This is a genomic window from Nocardioides sp. CF8, from assembly GCF_000389985.1.
GTDB classification, from domain to species: Bacteria; Actinomycetota; Actinomycetes; order Propionibacteriales; family Nocardioidaceae; genus Nocardioides; species Nocardioides allogilvus.
On the sequence record NZ_CM001852.1, the window covers coordinates 3,863,829 to 3,878,274 of the forward strand.

Genomic DNA, 14,446 nt, shown 5'->3' on the forward strand with positions numbered 1-14,446 from the left:
TGCCCAACCTGTCCGGACAGAACACCTAGGATCCAGCGCATGACGCTGCAGCCGCGACCGGTCACCCCCGAGGACGCCGACGCCGTGGCGGCGTTGATGAGACGGATCGTCGCCGACCACCCGACCGGCTTCGAGCTCGCCGCCAGCGAGGTCGTCGAGATCCTCGGCGACTATCCGGGAATCGTGTTCGAGGGGTGCTGGCTCGACGACGAGATCATCGCCTTCACGACCATCCTGCCGAGGACCTCGAGCGAGGGGGTGCACCCCTTCCTGTTCTTCGGTGACGTCGATCCCGCCCACCTGGGACGCGGCATCGGCACCCTCATGCTCGGTCGCGCGGTCGCCGCGGCGCGCGAGATCCACGTGCGGGACGCGCCCGAGGAGTCCATGCGGGTGAACACGCGCGCGCTCGAGGGGCGAGCCGACCAGGCCGACCTCCTGCGCTCCCAGGGCTTCACGCTCGACCGCCACAACTTCTTGATGTTCTCGGCGCTGGACGAGCTGCCCGCCCCGGTGCTGCCGGACGAGCTGGTGCTGGGCACCGTCGATCCCGCCGACGCGGAGGAGCTGCGGACCGCCCACAACCGCGCCTTCGCCGGCTACCCGGGCTACACCGAGACGGATTTGATCAACTGGGCCAACTTCATGGTCACCCCCGCCCACGTGCGCAACGACCAGTCCTTCGTCCTGCGCGACCCGGCTCGGGACAACGCGGTGGCGGCCTACGTCTTCGCCCACGAGTACGCCATCGCGCCGTCGGGGGAGCAGGGTCGCGAGGCCTACGTCGCCTACGTCGGCACCCTGCCCGACTACCGCGGACGGGGCCTCGCCACCAACCTGCTCGCCCACACGTTGCACGCCTGCAAGGCCGCGGGCTTCGACACCTCGAGCCTCGACGTCGACACGGCCAACCCGACCGGCGCCCTGGGCATCTACGAGCGAGCGGGCTACGCCGTGCGCTACCGCCAGGACAGCTACGCGTTGGTGGAGTAGACCAGGTCCGCGCGCTCGCGGGTGCGCTCGCGGGTGTGCAGCTCGGCCTCGTCGGCTGCCCACTGCTCCCAGTGCGGTGCGAAGTCGTCGCCGTCACGCGCGAGCGCGCGGGTGCGCCGCACCTCGGGGGGCGCCTCGACCCAGACCAGCGTCGTGATCAGGTCGTCGTACGCCGCTGCGCCGGACCCGACACCGTCGATGACCAGCACGGGGGCGGGCGTGATCGGGTGGGTCTCGGCCCAGCCGTCGGCGTGCCAGTCCCAGCGCCGCCACTGCGACGGCTGGCCCGCAGCGAGCGGGCGGAGCACCGCTTCGATCGTCGCGCCCAGGTGGGGGAGTCCACCCCAGCCCTCGAGCAGCTCGTCGGCGTGCAGGACCTGCGCCCCGGTCAGCCCGACCAACGAAGCCGCCAACGTCGTCTTGCCCGCGCCGGCGGGGCCGTCGATGCAGATCAGCCGGCCTGCGCCCAGCGTGGGTGCGGCGTCGAGGGCATGGGCCAGGACCTGCGCGGCCCGGTCAGTGGGCATGCCCGAGGCCGCGATAGCTCGGCACGGTCTCGACGATCTCCTCGCCGGAGACGAGGTGGACGTGGTTGACGTGCTCGAAGAGCTCCCCGGACTTTGCGTGCCGGAACCAGACCAGGTCGCCGATGGTGAGCATCGCCGCCGGGTGGCCGGTCAGCGGGGTCTGCACCTCACCCGCGCCCTCCAGTCCCGTCAGGTGCAGCCCGGGCGGTGCCCAGGGCAGTGGCAGGCGGTCGTCGCCGGCCGCTCCCGAGGCGACGAGCCCGCCGCCGTGGACGGTGGCCAGCGTCGGCGACGGCTTGCGGCTCACCCGCAGCCCGAAGAAGGCGGCCGGGCGGGGTGCGAACGACTGGTAGTGGTCGAAGAGGCCGGGGACCAGCAGGCCCGAACCGGCGGCCACCTCGGTGACCGACGGGTCGGCGACCGTGGACTCCACCGATCCGGAGCCGCCGGCGTTGAAGAACTCCAGGTCGGCGACCGGCCGCAGCGCCTCGACGATCGCGCGGCGGCGTACGTCCAGCTGCGCGACCGAGGCCTGCTTGAGCCGGCGCACGACCAGTGACCTGGCGCGTTGCGTCGGCACGTCGTCGGGTACGCCGGCGACCTGGCCCTCGTAGGTCATGACCCCCACCAGGCGGAAGCCGTCGCGGGCCACGACCGTCCGGGCGAGCTCGGCCACGGCGGAGGCGTCGTAGAGGGGGGAGCGCTTCGGCCCGACGTGCTGGTTGCCGAGGCGGAGCCCGGCGTCGACGTCCAGGGCGATGCGGACCTGCACCGCCTTGGACGAGCGCACCGAGTCGACGACGTCGAGGTGTGCCACGTCGTCGACCATCAGGGTCACCGCGGCTGCCGCGGCGGGCGACTGCACGAGATCGACCAGGGCGCCACGATCCACGGTCGGGTAGGCGACCACGATGTCGTCGCTGACACCGCGTTCGTGCAGCACCAGCGCCTCGCGCAGGGTGTAGGCCAGGACGCCGGCGAAGCCCGGGTGGGCCAGGGCACGCTCGATCAGGGCGGGGACGCGCAGCGACTTCGACGCCACCCGGACCGGCTTGCCGGCCGCGCGGCGCGCCAGGTCGGCCGCGTTGGCGTCGAAGGCATCGAGGTCGACGACCGCGATGGGGGTGGCGAGGTGGTCGGCGTGGTGGGCGACCGCGGTGTTGAGGCGCGCCCAGAGGCGGTTGCGCCCGACGAAGTCGGTCACTGGATCCCGCGCCGCTTCAAGAGGGCCTCGATGTCGGCCAGGTCGTCGTCCACCACCGACCCGCCGGGCTCACGCGTCGAGGTGGCCTCGGGCAGGGTCCTGCCGGTCCGGGGGGTGCTCGTCGCCTGCTGCCCGCGGGCGAGCTGGCGGTCGCGGAGATAGCCGGCGAGGACGATCAGGACGATGCCCGAGCCGGCCAGGCCGATGCCGGTCCAGGTGATCGGGTTGAGCACCAGCCCGGTCGCCCAGTCGGTGACCGAGCCGGCGATCTCGGTGAACATCTCCAGCGTGCCGGTCAGCCACGCGGCGACGGGCAGCATCGTGAAGCCGAGGGCTCGCATGCCGCCGGCGATCCCGCGGCGCCGGTAGGACACCCACGTCCACACCAGTCCCAGCACGGTCAGCGTCGCGGCGAGCGCCGCCCAGGTTGCCTCGTCCACGAGTCCAGACTGGCACAGTGGACAATGGGTCCCGTGGAGCGACTCATCCCTGACCCCGGATTCGCGGGCGACACCGGCGCGGCCGACGCGACCCTGGCCGCCGCACTGGCCGCACACGCGCGTGGCACCGCCAGCCACGGCGAGGTGCTGCTGGCAGTCCAGGACGCCCGCCTGCTTGTTCCGGTGGTGGCGATGCTGGGGGAGGTGGAGTACGACGAGCGCGGGCTCGCCCACGACAAGACCAGTGACATGGCAGCAGTGCTGATGCAGGGGGGCGACGGCCGGTTGGCGCTGCTGGCCTTCACCTCCACCGACGCGCTCGCCCGCTGGAACCCCGAGGCCCGGCCGGTGCCCGTGGTCGCGAAGCTGGCCGCGCAGTCGGCGGTGCAGGAGGAGGCGGCCGCGATGGTGCTCGACATCGCCGGGCCGACCACCGTGGTGGTCGAGGGAGACGACCTGATCGCCCTCGCCGCGGGGTGGCGGCTGGCGATGGTGGGGGAGCAGGCGGCGTGGATTGGCCCAGCACCGGAATGATCGGCTAATCTTCGGTGTTGACCGATCAGTCCCGCTTGCGGGGCCGATCCTCCAAGCGGAGACAGCACGTTCGTCTCCCACCCGCATCGACCACTGGTCGTCGGGTTCCGGTCCGGATCAGGCGCAGAATCATTCCACCCGAATTTTCTGCACCTGACGCTGGCTTCCGCTTGGACAAAGCGGGAGCCATTCTTCATTTCGGACCACGTCCGAGGCGGGCAGTGCCTCCCGGGGGGTCGTACAACCACCCAAAATCACTGGAGGACACATCAGCACCGAGCTGCGAATCAACGAGCGGATCCGCGTTCCCGAGGTCCGGCTTGTCGGACCCAATGGCGAGACCGTCGGCATCGTGCCGACCGATCAGGCGTTGAAGCTTGCCCAAGAGGCAGACCTCGACCTGGTCGAGATCGCGCCACAGGGCCGGCCGCCTGTCTGCAAGCTCATGGACTACGGCAAGTTCAAGTACGAGAACGCCCAGAAGGCTCGCGAGGCCCGTCGGAACCAGACGAACGTCATCATCAAGGAGATGAAGCTTCGTCCCAAGATCGACGCGCACGACTACGAGACCAAGAAGGGCCACGTCGTCCGCTTCCTGAAGGCCGGCGACAAGGTCAAGATCACGATCATGTTCCGCGGTCGCGAGCAGCACCGTCCCGAGCTCGGGTTCCGGTTGCTGCAGAAGCTGGCCGAGGACGTCCAGGAGCTGGGCTTCATCGAGTCCTCGCCCAAGCAGGACGGCCGCAACATGATCATGGTGCTCGGTCCGCACAAGAAGAAGGCCGACGCCAAGATCGACGCCGCCGCTGCCAAGGAAGAGAAGATGGCCGAGCGCGCAGCGCTCGTGGCCGCCGAGGACGCCGAGCGCGAAGCAGCCCACGCTGCCGGCCCGGTGGCCGCCAAGAAGGAGCGCGGTCGCTCCGAGAACCTCGACGACGACGTCGAAGCCTGAGTCACGGCTCACGCACGTCGCACGTCGGCACCAAGACATCACAGATCAGAGGAGACAGAGATGCCGAAGAACAAGACGCATTCCGGTGCCAAGAAGCGCTTCCGCGTGACCGGCTCGGGCAAGATCCTTCGCGAGAAGGCTGGCAAGCGCCACAACCTCGAGAAGAAGCCCTCGAAGGTCACCCGTCGTCTGTCGGGCACCGTCGAGGTCGCCAAGGCCGACGTCCCGCGTGCCAAGAAGATGCTGGGTCTCTGAGTCTCCCGACTCTCCCCACTCGCACCCCACAAGTTTTTGATCTAGGAGTTATGAAATGGCACGCGTCAAGCGGGCGGTAAACGCCCAGAAGAAGCGCCGGGTTGTCCTCGAGCGCGCCTCCGGTTACCGCGGTCAGCGTTCGCGCCTGTACCGCAAGGCCAAGGAGCAGGTCACCCACTCGCTGGTCTACAGCTACAACGACCGCCGCAAGAACAAGGGCAACTTCCGCAAGCTGTGGATCCAGCGCATCAACGCCGCTGCCCGCCAGCAGGGTCTGACCTACAACCGCTTCATCCAGGGCCTCAACCTGGCCGGCATCGAGGTGGACCGCAAGATCCTCGCCGAGCTCGCCGTCAACGACGCCCCGGCCTTCGCCGCGCTCGTCGAGGCTGCCAAGGCTGCGCTGCCCGAGGACGTCAACGCGCCCAAGGTCTCCGCCTGAACATGAGCACTCCCCTGACGGTGGGCAACGCCCGCGTCAAGGAGGCTCGCAAGTTGAGCCGCCGCTCGGTGCGAACCGAGCGGCGGCTCTTCCTTGCTGACGGCCCGAAGGCCGTCGAGGGCGCGCTCGCCGTGCCCGACTGCGTGGTCGAGGTCTTCGCCACGCCTGCGGCGGCCGAGACGTACGCCGACCTGCTGGCGCCCGCACGCCTGGTGACCCTGGTCGACGACCGGGCGCTCGCGTCGTTGTCCGACGCCGTCAGCCCGGCCGGCGTCGTGGCGCTGTGCCGCCACCTCGACGTACCCGTCTCCACCGTGCTCGGCGACAGCTCGCCGCTGGTTGAGCAGCGAGCGCCAGCGAGCGAGTCGAAACCAAGGCTCCTCGTCATCTGCGCGGACGTCCGTGATCCCGGCAATGCCGGCACGGTCATCCGCACCGCCGACGCAGCGGGCGCGACGGGCGTCGTGCTGGCCGGTCACTCGGTCGACCTCTACAACCCCAAGACGGTCCGCGCCAGCGTGGGCAGCGTCTTCCACCTGCCGATCGCCCTCGAGCCCGACGCGGCGGCGGCGGTCGCGACCGCGCGCGCGGCCGGCTTCACCGTCCTGGCCGCCGACGGAGCCGGTGACGTGGACCTGTTCGGGGCCGACCTGACCGGGCCCACCGCCTGGCTGTTCGGCAACGAGGCGTGGGGACTCCCCGACGAGCTGGCGGCCCTGGCCGACCACCGGGTCTCGATCCCGATCCATGGCCGCGCCGAGAGCCTCAACCTGTCGACCGCGGCGGCCGTGTGCCTCTACGCCAGCGCCCGGGCGCAGCACCCCACGGTCGAGCGATGATCCTGATCGACCCGCCCGCCGTCGAGCGCTGGGGCCGCACCTGGTCCCACCTCGCGAGCGACGAGTCCTACCAGGAGCTGCACGCCTTCGCACTCGCCATCGGCATCCCCGCCCGCGGCTTCGATCGCGATCACTACGACGTCCCGTCCGAGTCGTACGCCGCAGTGCTGGCGGCCGGGGCAGTGCCGGTGAGCTCCCGCGAGCTCGTGGTGCGGTTGCGCCGAGCCGGGTTGCGGCGGCCCAAGGCCGCGGTGTCCGACTAGTCTGAGCCGGTGTCCCGCATCGACTCGAGGCCCACGCGGCTGCGGTCGCTGGTCGACCTGTATCCCGACGGCATCGTCGGAGCGACCGTCGACGGGGAGATCACCCTCATCAACGACCACGCCGCCCGCCTGCTCGGGATCGACGTGGACGCTGCGACCGGCGCCCACGTCGACGCCGTGCTGAGGCTGCAGGACCAGGACGGCCGCAACTGGTGGCAGGTCAACCAGCCCGAGCGGAGCCTGTCCACACGCACGGCCATCCCCGAGCAGTCGTGGCTGAACACCGACGGCGAAGAGGTCCTGACCACCGCCCGGCTCGTCCGTGAAGCCCCGCGCGAGCCGGTGGTGGGCATCGCCATCGGCATCCGCAGTGGTCGCGGTCGGGCCCGTCTGGACCGCGAGCGCTCCGACCTCGTCGCGACCGTGGCACACGAGCTCCGCTCGCCGCTGACCGGTGTGAAGGGCTTCGTGCAGGCACTGCTCAACCGCTGGGACAAGCTCAACGACGACCAGCGCAAGCTGATGCTGGAGACCGTCAACGCCGATGCCGACCGCCTCGTGCGCCTGATCGCCGAGCTGCTCGACGTCGCTCGCATCGACACCGGCCGGCTGCCGCTCTATCCCCGCGGTTCCGACGCGGTCGCGCTCGCCCAGCGGGTCGTCGACTCGGTCGGCGCCGGCACCAGCCGGGCCATCGAGCTGTCAGCGGTCGACGGACTGCCGGAGATCTTCGCCGACCCCGACAAGTTCACCCAGGTGGTGACCAACCTGGTGGAGAACGCGGTCCGCCACGGCCAGGGGCTGGTGCTGGTGTCGCTGTCGGCCCTGCCCGCCGACGCGCCCTTCACGGGGGTGCGCATCTGCGTGGACGACGAGGGCGAGGGGATCGCCAAGGAGATGCGCAACCGCATCTTCACGAAGTTCTGGAAGCACGGCGCCAGCGGCGGGTCCGGGTTGGGGATGTACATCGTCGGCGGGCTCACCCGCGCCCACGGCGGATCGGTCTTCGTGACCGAGGCCCCCAGGGTCGGCGCCCGCGTGGTGGTCGACTGGCCGTCGGAGGACCTGCGTCCGGGCTGAGGTCACTCAGTCGTGGCGAGCGTGGCCCCGAGGCCGATCATCATCACGCCGCCGGCGGTGCCCATCGCGTCCAGCCGCTGAGGCTTGCGGGCGAACCACTCGCGTGCCCGGCTCGCGGCCAGGGCCCAGACCGAGTCGGAGGCGACGGCCATCACCGCGAACAGGGCGCCGAGGAAGGCGATCTGCGCACCGACGTGACCTGCCGCGGCGTTGGTGAACTGCGGCAGGAACGCCACGAAGAAGACGATGGTCTTGGGGTTGGTGGCGCCCACGACGAAGCCGGTGCGCAGCGCCGCGCTCGTCCGCTCCGGCAGCCGCTCGCCGAGCTCGAGAGCCAGCCGGGCGTCGCCGCGGTGCCGGATGGCCTGGATGCCGAGCCACACGACCCAGCCCGCGCCGACGACCTTGAGCACGGTGTACGCCGCTGCGCTGGCCGCCACGACGGCACCGAGCCCGAGCGCCACGGCGACGACCTGGGCGAGCAGCCCCAGCGCGTTGCCGAGCACCGACAGGAGGGCCGCACGACGACCCACCGTGAGGGCGCGCCCGATCGTGAACAGCAGGCTCGGCCCCGGCACCTGGATGAACAGGATCGAGGCGAGCGCGAAGGCGAGCAGCTGGCTGGTGGTGGGCACCAGCCAAGGGTAGGGCCGCGGGCGCCGTACGAGAATCCGATTCCGGGGCCGTATCTGCACACAACCTTCACGAGTCGTCCCCGTCTCCTGCGCAGCTGCACTCCTAAGGTCAGGACATGAGCGGACAACGGGTGCTGGTGGTCGAGGACGACCGGGTCATCAACGACCAGGTGACCGAGCGGCTTCGCGCCGAGGGCTACCTCGTGACCCAGGCCTTCGACGGCCCGTCCGCTGTGGAGCTCGCAGCCGGGACCGAGCCGGCCGTGGTGCTGCTCGACGTGATGTTGCCGGGGTTCGACGGACACGAGGTGTGCCGGCGGATCCAGGCCGAGCGCCCGGTCCCGGTGCTGATGCTGACGGCCCGCGACGACGAGGCGGACATCCTCGTCGGGCTCGGTGTCGGCGCCGACGACTACCTCACCAAGCCGTTCCGGATGCGCGAGGTCGTGGCCCGGGTCGCGGCCCTGCTGCGCCGGGTCGAGCGCGCGGCCGAGCTGGCGGCGACCACCGCTCACCGTTCGCCGCTGGTCCAGGGCGCGCTCAGCGTCGACCCGGGCACGCGACGTACGACCATCGGCGACGCCGAGGTGCACCTCACCCCGACGGAGTTCGACCTGCTCGTCTGCCTGGTCAGCAGCCCCGGCCAGGTGCTGACCCGCGAACGGCTGCTCGCCGACGTCTGGGACTGGGGCGAGGCCACGCTCAACGGCGTGGCGACACGCACCGTGGACAGCCACGTCAAGGCGCTGCGGCAGAAGCTCGGCGCCGGCTGGATCCGCACGGTGCACGGCGTGGGCTACGCCCTCGAGGTGCCGGCGTGAAGGCACTGCTCGACGCGGTCACCAGCATCAAGGTCAAGCTCGGTGCGCTGGTGGCGGTCTCGGTTGTCGTGGTTGCGCTGCTGGCCACCCTCGGGTCGTCGGCGGGCGTGCCCGTGTGGCTCACGCTGCCGGTCGCGGTGCTGCTGACGCTCGGGGTGACCCAGCTGCTCGCGGCCGGCATGGTTGCGCCGTTGCGCTCGATGACCGAGGTCGCGCAGCGGATGGCTCGCGGTGACTACACCGGTCGCGTCCACACGACGTCCACCGACGAGGTCGGCCGGCTGGCCGCCGTCTTCAACCAGATGGCGGGCGACCTCGCCCTGGTCGAGGCCGAGCGGCGCGACCTGATCGCCACGGTCTCCCACGAGCTACGCACGCCGCTGGCCGCGATGATCGCCGTCCTGGAGAACCTCGCCGACGGTGTGGTCCCGGCCGATGCCGCCCACCTCGACGGCGCGCTCGCCCAGGCCGAGCGCCTGCGCCGGCTGGTCGCCGACCTGCTGGAGCTGTCGCGGCTCGAGGCGGGCGTGACCCGGTTGCAGGACACCGACGTCGCCGTCCGCCCGCTCGTGACCGACTGCCTCGGTGAGGTCAGCGCCGCCGGCCGCACGGGTGAGTTCGACGTCGCCGTACCCGAGGAGCTGGTCGTGCGTGCCGACGAGGCGCGGCTGCGCCAGCTGCTCGTCAACGTCCTCGACAACGCCGCGCGGCACGCGCCCAACGGTTCCCCGGTCCGGATCGACGCCGGTCGTACGCCGACCGGCTGGTGGCTCACGGTCGCCGACCGTGGCCCCGGGGTCGACCCGTCCGACCGGGAGCGGGTGTTCCAGCGCTTCGGCACCGACCCCAGCGGTGGCGGCACGGGGCTCGGCCTCGCGGTCGCCCGCTGGGTGGCGCAGCTGCACGGCGGCACCCTCCGATTCACCGATCCTGCCCCGGGCCGGTCCGGGGCGTTGCTCCGGCTCGAGCTGCCCGACCTGTCGAGCCCGCCCGAGGAGGCGACCATGACTGCTCCGACCACACCACCGGCACCCTCCGTGCCGCCGACCTACACGCCGCTGCCGGTCGAGGCACCGACCCCGCCGCCCGGGATGGACTCCTTCTTCGGGGCGTTCTGGCCCGAGCGGCCCGGTCTCGCCGGCCTGCGCGTGGTGGTGGCGTCCGCACTGGTCGGGGTCCTGGCCGGTGCCACGATGACCTTCACCGCGCCCGGCCTCTCGTGGGTGCTGGTGCTGCTGGGGGCCGGCACGGCGGCGTACGTCACGGCACGGCACCGCCGCAACGCGTTCACGATCGGCTGCACGCTGCTCGCCTCGCTGCTCGTGCTGCCGCTGATGCTGCGCGACGCCGAGGGGATCGCGCTGCTGGGCGTCTTCGCCGCCGCCGGGGTGTTCCTCATCGGGGTCACGAACGCGCGGACCCCGGCCGGTTTCCTGCTCGCCGGGATCTCCTGGCCGCTGTCGTCCTTGCGCGGACTGCCGTGGTTCGGTCGGGCACTGCGCGTCGTCGGCACCGGCGGCCGCACACCCGCGATCGTGCGCACGGTCGTGGTCTCCCTGCTCGCGCTGGGCGTCTTCGGCGCCCTCTTCGCCTCGGCCGACGCGCTGTTCGCGACCTGGATCGACGCGTTGGTGCCGACCCTGAGCTTCAACGACCTCGTCACCCGCGTCTTCGTCGGCTGCCTGGTCTTCGCCGTCACGCTCGCCGCGGCCTACCTCGCGCTGAACCCGTCCCGCGTCGAGCCCCCGCGCCGTGTCGTCGAGGCCCTCGGCAACCGCTTCGAGTGGCTGGTCCCGGTGCTGCTGGTCGACGCCGTCTTCGTGCTGTTCCTGGTCGCCCAGGCCACCGCCGTCTTCGGCGGGCACGACTACGTCGAGCGGACGACCGGCCTGACGTACGCCGACTACGTGCACCAGGGCTTCGGACAGCTGACCATCGCGACCGTGCTCACGCTGTTCGTCGTGTGGGCGGCCGCGCGCAAGGTGAGGGACGCGCCGACCGACCGGCGCTGGATGCGGGCCTCCCTCGGGCTGCTCTGCGTGCTGACGCTCGTCGTCGTCGGGTCGGCGCTGCACCGGATGAGCCTCTACCAGGAGGCGTACGGCTTCACCACGCTGCGACTGACGGTCGACGTGTTCGAGGGCTGGCTCGGGGTCGTGGTGTTGCTCGTCATGGTCGTCGGCGGTCTGGGGCACGGCCGCTGGCTACCGCGGATCGCGCTCGTCACCGGTGCCGTGGCCGTGCTCGGGCTCGCCGCAGTCAACCCGGACGCCTGGGTGGCCGGGCGCAACCTCGACCGCTACGAGGCGACGGGTCAGGTGGACCTCGTCTACCTGCAGGGGCTCTCGGCCGACGCGGCGCCGGTCATCGCCGAGGGACTGCCTGCCGACGTCGCGGCCTGCGTGCTCCGAGACCTGCCCGGCAACCAGCGCAGCGCGGAGAACGACGACGCCCTCGGCTGGAACCTCGGGCGAGCGCGCGCCGAGGATGCGCTCGCCGGCCTGGACCTCGACGCGACCCGACCGGACGCCGCGGGGGACCCCTGCGGACCGATCATGGACGCCTACACCGCGGACCCAGCGGGGTAGAGTTGGCGCCGTGAACCACAGCCAGCGATTTCTGCGCCCCGGACCCGCACGGTGTCCGGGGGCCCGTCGATCCGCCTGATCGACACCTGCGTCTCGCAGTGCTCCTGAACGTCGCCGGGTCCGGGGAGAAACCCCGTCCGACCCACTTCTAGAATCGCGCCGTCCACCCGAGGCGCAAGGAAAGGGAGCCATGTCCGGCCCCAACACTGACTACGACCCTGTCGAGGTCACCCCGCTCAAGGCCGAGGAGGTCGAGCGGATGCGCGACGAGGCGCTGGTCGCCATCGCCGCTGCCGCCGACCTCGACGAGCTCAAGCAGGTCCGGCTCGACCACGCCGGCGACCGCTCGCCGATCGCGCTGGCCAACCGTGAGATCGGCGCGCTGCCCCCGCAGGCGCGCAAGGAGGCCGGTGCCCGCGTCGGCCAGGCCCGGGGCGCGATCAACAAGGCGCTCGGCGAGCGCAGCGCTGTGCTCGAGGAGGAGCACGAGGCGCGGATGCTGGTCGAGGAGAGCGTCGACGTCACGCTGCCCACCGACCGTCGCAGCCGTGGTGCCCGACACCCGATCACGACCTTCTCGGAGCGGCTCGCCGACATCTTCCTGGCCATGGGCTGGGACGTCGCCGAGGGGCCCTGGGTCGAGGCCGAGTGGCTCAACTTCGACGCCCTCAACATGGGTGCCGACCACCCCGCCCGCACGATGCAAGACACCTTCTGGCTCGAGCCCGCCGAGGCCGCGCTGGTGCTGCGCACCCACACCTCGCCGGTCCAGGCGCGCACGATGCTGACCCAGGAGCCGCCGATCTACGTCGTGTGCCCGGGCCGGGTCTACCGCACCGACGAGGTCGACGCGACGCACTCGCCGGTCTTCCACCAGATCGAGGGCCTCGTCGTCGACAAGGGCATCACCATGGCCCACCTCAAGGGCACGCTCGACCACATGACGACCGCGCTGTTCGGCGAGGGCATCACCACCCGCTTCCGGCCGTCCTACTTCCCCTTCACCGAGCCGTCGGCCGAGATGGACATGGTCTGCTTCGTGTGCCGCGGGGTCGACTCCGATGCCTGTCGCACGTGCCGCGGCGAGGGCTGGATCGAGCTCGGCGGCTGCGGCGTGGTCAACCCGCGCGTGCTGACCGCCTGCGGCATCGACCCGGAGGTCTACTCCGGCGTCGCGTTCGGCTTCGGCATCGACCGGATGCTGATGTTCCGCCACAACGTGACAGACCTGCGCGACGTCTTCGAAGGTGACGTCCGCTTCGCCAGTGCGTTCGGGACGGAGATCTGAGATGAAGGCGTCACTTTCCTGGATTCGCGAGTACGTCGACCTGCCGGCCGACGTCACGCTGGACAAGCTAACCGAGCGGCTGACGATGCTCGGGCTCAAGCTCGAGGCCGTCACCAACCCGGCCGATGCGATCACCGGCCCGCTGGTGGTGGGCCGCGTGCTCACCATCGAGAAGGAGCCGCAGAAGAACGGCAAGGTCATCAACTGGTGCAGCGTCGACGTGGGCGACGCCAACGGCACGGGGGAGCCCCAAGGGATCATCTGCGGCGCGCACAACTTCGTCGAGGGCGACCTCGTCGTGGTCTGCCTGCCCGGCGCTGTGCTGCCCGGTGACTTCGTGATCAGCGAGCGCAAGACCTACGGCCACCTCTCCGCCGGGATGATCTGCTCGGCCGCCGAGCTCGGTCTCGGTGGGGACCACGACGGCATCATCGTGCTGCCGGCCGACGCCGGTGCCCCCGGGGACGACGCGTTCGGCGTGCTCGGCATGGACGACCCGGTCATCGAGTTCGAGATCAACCCGGACCGGGCCTACGCCTTGTCCCTGCGGGGGATCGCGCGCGAGGCCGCGCTCGGCTTCGAGCTGCCGTTCACCGACCCGGCTGCGCGCTCGACTCCCGCCGCGGACGACGCCGGCCACCCCGTCGTGGTCGAGGACTCCGAGGGCTGCCCGGTCTTCGTGGCGCGCACGGTCAGCGGCTTCGACCCGACGGCCCTGACACCGGCGTGGATGGCTACCCGGCTCGAGCAGAGCGGCATGCGTCCGATCAGCCTGGGTGTCGACATCTCCAACTACGTCATGCTCGAGCTCGGCCAGCCCAACCACTGCTACGACAAGGCCAGGCTGGCGGGCCCGATCCGGGTTCGGCGCGCGACGGCGGGTGAGAAGCTCACCACGCTCGACAGCGTCGTGCGCCAGCTCTCCGAGGCCGACCTGCTGATCGCGGACGACAACGGGGCGATCGGCATCGCCGGCCTGATGGGCGGGGAGAGCACCGAGCTCTCCGAGACCACGACCGACATCGTCGTCGAGGCGGCCCACTTCGACCCGGTCACGGTCTTCCGTGCGGGCAAGCGCCACAAGCTCCACTCGGAGGCGTCGAAGCGCTTCGAGCGCGGCGTCGACCCGTTGCTGCCGCAGGCGGCTGCCGACCGCGTCGTCGAGCTGCTCGTCGAGCTCGGTGGCGCCACGGCCGACGCGGGCACGACGGTGGTCGGCACGGCTCCGGCGCCGGTCTCGATCACCATCCCGGTCGACCTGCCGGCCCGGATCAGCGGCATCGACATCGCGGCCGAGACCACGCTCGCCCACCTCGCCGCCGTCGGCTGCGACGTCTCGCTCGACGGCGAGACGCTCACCGCGGTGGCGCCCTCGTGGCGCCCCGACGTGACCGACCCCTACGACCTTGTCGAGGAGGTCGTGCGGATCGTCGGCTACGACCAGGTCCCCTCCGTGCTGCCGCCGGCCCCGGCCGGGCGCGGTCGCAGCGAGTCCCAGCGGTTGCGCCGCCGGGTCGGGCTCACGCTCGCCGGGGAGGGACTGGTCGAGACCATCAGCTATCCCTTCGTCGGCGAGGCCGACTGG

General features: G+C 71.4%; 16 protein-coding genes. 12 read left to right on the forward strand and 4 right to left on the reverse strand.

All coding sequences use genetic code 11. From position 1 onward, the window contains the following. Nucleotides 1–39: 39 nt before the first annotated feature. The gene (locus tag CF8_RS18825) at nucleotides 40–993 is read left to right on the forward strand and encodes a GNAT family N-acetyltransferase (RefSeq protein WP_010834684.1); all 954 of its coding nucleotides are present in this window, start codon (nucleotides 40–42) and stop codon (nucleotides 991–993) included. Here CF8_RS18825 and CF8_RS18830 read toward each other — a convergent pair. The 3 genes from CF8_RS18830 to CF8_RS18840 are packed head-to-tail and all read right to left on the reverse strand — an operon-like array spanning nucleotide 975 to nucleotide 3,164. After that, the gene (locus CF8_RS18830; RefSeq protein WP_010834685.1) at nucleotides 975–1,520 is read right to left on the reverse strand and encodes a hypothetical protein; all 546 of its coding nucleotides are present in this window, start codon (nucleotides 1,518–1,520) and stop codon (nucleotides 975–977) included. The genes CF8_RS18825 and CF8_RS18830 overlap by 19 nt on opposite strands. Then, nucleotides 1,510–2,724, reverse strand: coding sequence for an amino acid deaminase/aldolase (locus CF8_RS18835; protein WP_010834686.1), 1,215 nt, complete (start codon nucleotides 2,722–2,724; stop codon nucleotides 1,510–1,512). The genes CF8_RS18830 and CF8_RS18835 overlap by 11 nt, the downstream gene beginning before the upstream one ends. Further along, complete coding sequence (locus CF8_RS18840; protein WP_010834687.1) at nucleotides 2,721–3,164, reverse strand: hypothetical protein; 444 nt, start codon at nucleotides 3,162–3,164, stop codon at nucleotides 2,721–2,723. Before CF8_RS18840 ends, CF8_RS18835 begins: the two co-directional genes overlap by 4 nt. Before the next feature lie 24 nt (nucleotides 3,165–3,188). Between CF8_RS18840 and CF8_RS18845 the strand changes: the two genes are divergently transcribed. The 7 genes from CF8_RS18845 to CF8_RS18875 all read left to right on the forward strand — a co-directional run bounded on the left by CF8_RS18845 (nucleotide 3,189) and on the right by CF8_RS18875 (nucleotide 7,529). Then, nucleotides 3,189–3,698, forward strand: a complete 510-nt coding sequence (locus CF8_RS18845; protein ID WP_036491482.1) for an SseB family protein — start codon at nucleotides 3,189–3,191, stop codon at nucleotides 3,696–3,698. A 286-nt stretch (nucleotides 3,699–3,984) separates the two neighbouring features. After that, entirely contained in the window at nucleotides 3,985–4,650 is a 666-nt protein-coding gene (gene infC / locus CF8_RS18850) for a translation initiation factor IF-3 (protein ID WP_273534379.1), read from the forward strand. Nucleotides 4,651–4,710: 60 nt separating this feature from the next. Next, on the forward strand, nucleotides 4,711–4,905 hold the full coding sequence (gene rpmI / locus CF8_RS18855) for a 50S ribosomal protein L35 (RefSeq protein ID WP_010834690.1): 195 nt from the start codon (nucleotides 4,711–4,713) through the stop codon (nucleotides 4,903–4,905). A 55-nt stretch (nucleotides 4,906–4,960) separates the two neighbouring features. After that, nucleotides 4,961–5,347, forward strand: a complete 387-nt coding sequence (rplT, locus tag CF8_RS18860; RefSeq protein ID WP_010834691.1) for a 50S ribosomal protein L20 — start codon at nucleotides 4,961–4,963, stop codon at nucleotides 5,345–5,347. A gap of 2 nt (nucleotides 5,348–5,349) precedes the next feature. After that, nucleotides 5,350–6,186, forward strand: a complete 837-nt coding sequence (locus CF8_RS18865) for a TrmH family RNA methyltransferase (RefSeq protein ID WP_036491485.1) — start codon at nucleotides 5,350–5,352, stop codon at nucleotides 6,184–6,186. Next, nucleotides 6,183–6,449, forward strand: coding sequence for a DUF4031 domain-containing protein (locus tag CF8_RS18870; protein ID WP_010834693.1), 267 nt, complete (start codon nucleotides 6,183–6,185; stop codon nucleotides 6,447–6,449). The genes CF8_RS18865 and CF8_RS18870 overlap by 4 nt, the downstream gene beginning before the upstream one ends. Nucleotides 6,450–6,458: 9 nt before the next feature. Next, a complete protein-coding gene (locus CF8_RS18875; RefSeq protein WP_010834694.1) occupies nucleotides 6,459–7,529 on the forward strand; it encodes a sensor histidine kinase in 1,071 nt (356 codons plus the stop codon). 2 nt (nucleotides 7,530–7,531) lie between these two features. Here the strand turns inward: CF8_RS18875 and CF8_RS18880 are convergent, their stop codons facing one another. Next, nucleotides 7,532–8,164: a LysE family translocator gene (locus CF8_RS18880; protein WP_010834695.1), complete on the reverse strand. Its 633-nt coding sequence runs from the start codon at nucleotides 8,162–8,164 to the stop codon at nucleotides 7,532–7,534. A 116-nt stretch (nucleotides 8,165–8,280) separates the two neighbouring features. On the opposite strand from CF8_RS18880, the gene CF8_RS18885 reads away from it, so the two are divergent. The 4 genes from CF8_RS18885 to pheT all read left to right on the forward strand — a co-directional run. After that, complete coding sequence (locus CF8_RS18885; RefSeq protein ID WP_010834696.1) at nucleotides 8,281–8,985, forward strand: response regulator transcription factor; 705 nt, start codon at nucleotides 8,281–8,283, stop codon at nucleotides 8,983–8,985. Beyond that, entirely contained in the window at nucleotides 8,982–11,573 is a 2,592-nt protein-coding gene (locus CF8_RS18890; protein ID WP_010834697.1) for a DUF4153 domain-containing protein, read from the forward strand. Before CF8_RS18885 ends, CF8_RS18890 begins: the two co-directional genes overlap by 4 nt. A gap of 190 nt (nucleotides 11,574–11,763) precedes the next feature. After that, nucleotides 11,764–12,861: a phenylalanine--tRNA ligase subunit alpha gene (pheS, locus tag CF8_RS18895; protein WP_010834698.1), complete on the forward strand. Its 1,098-nt coding sequence runs from the start codon at nucleotides 11,764–11,766 to the stop codon at nucleotides 12,859–12,861. Nucleotide 12,862: 1 nt separating this feature from the next. Beyond that, a partial coding sequence (pheT, locus tag CF8_RS23335; RefSeq protein ID WP_010834699.1) for a phenylalanine--tRNA ligase subunit beta occupies nucleotides 12,863–14,446 on the forward strand: 1,584 nt, incomplete at its 3' end.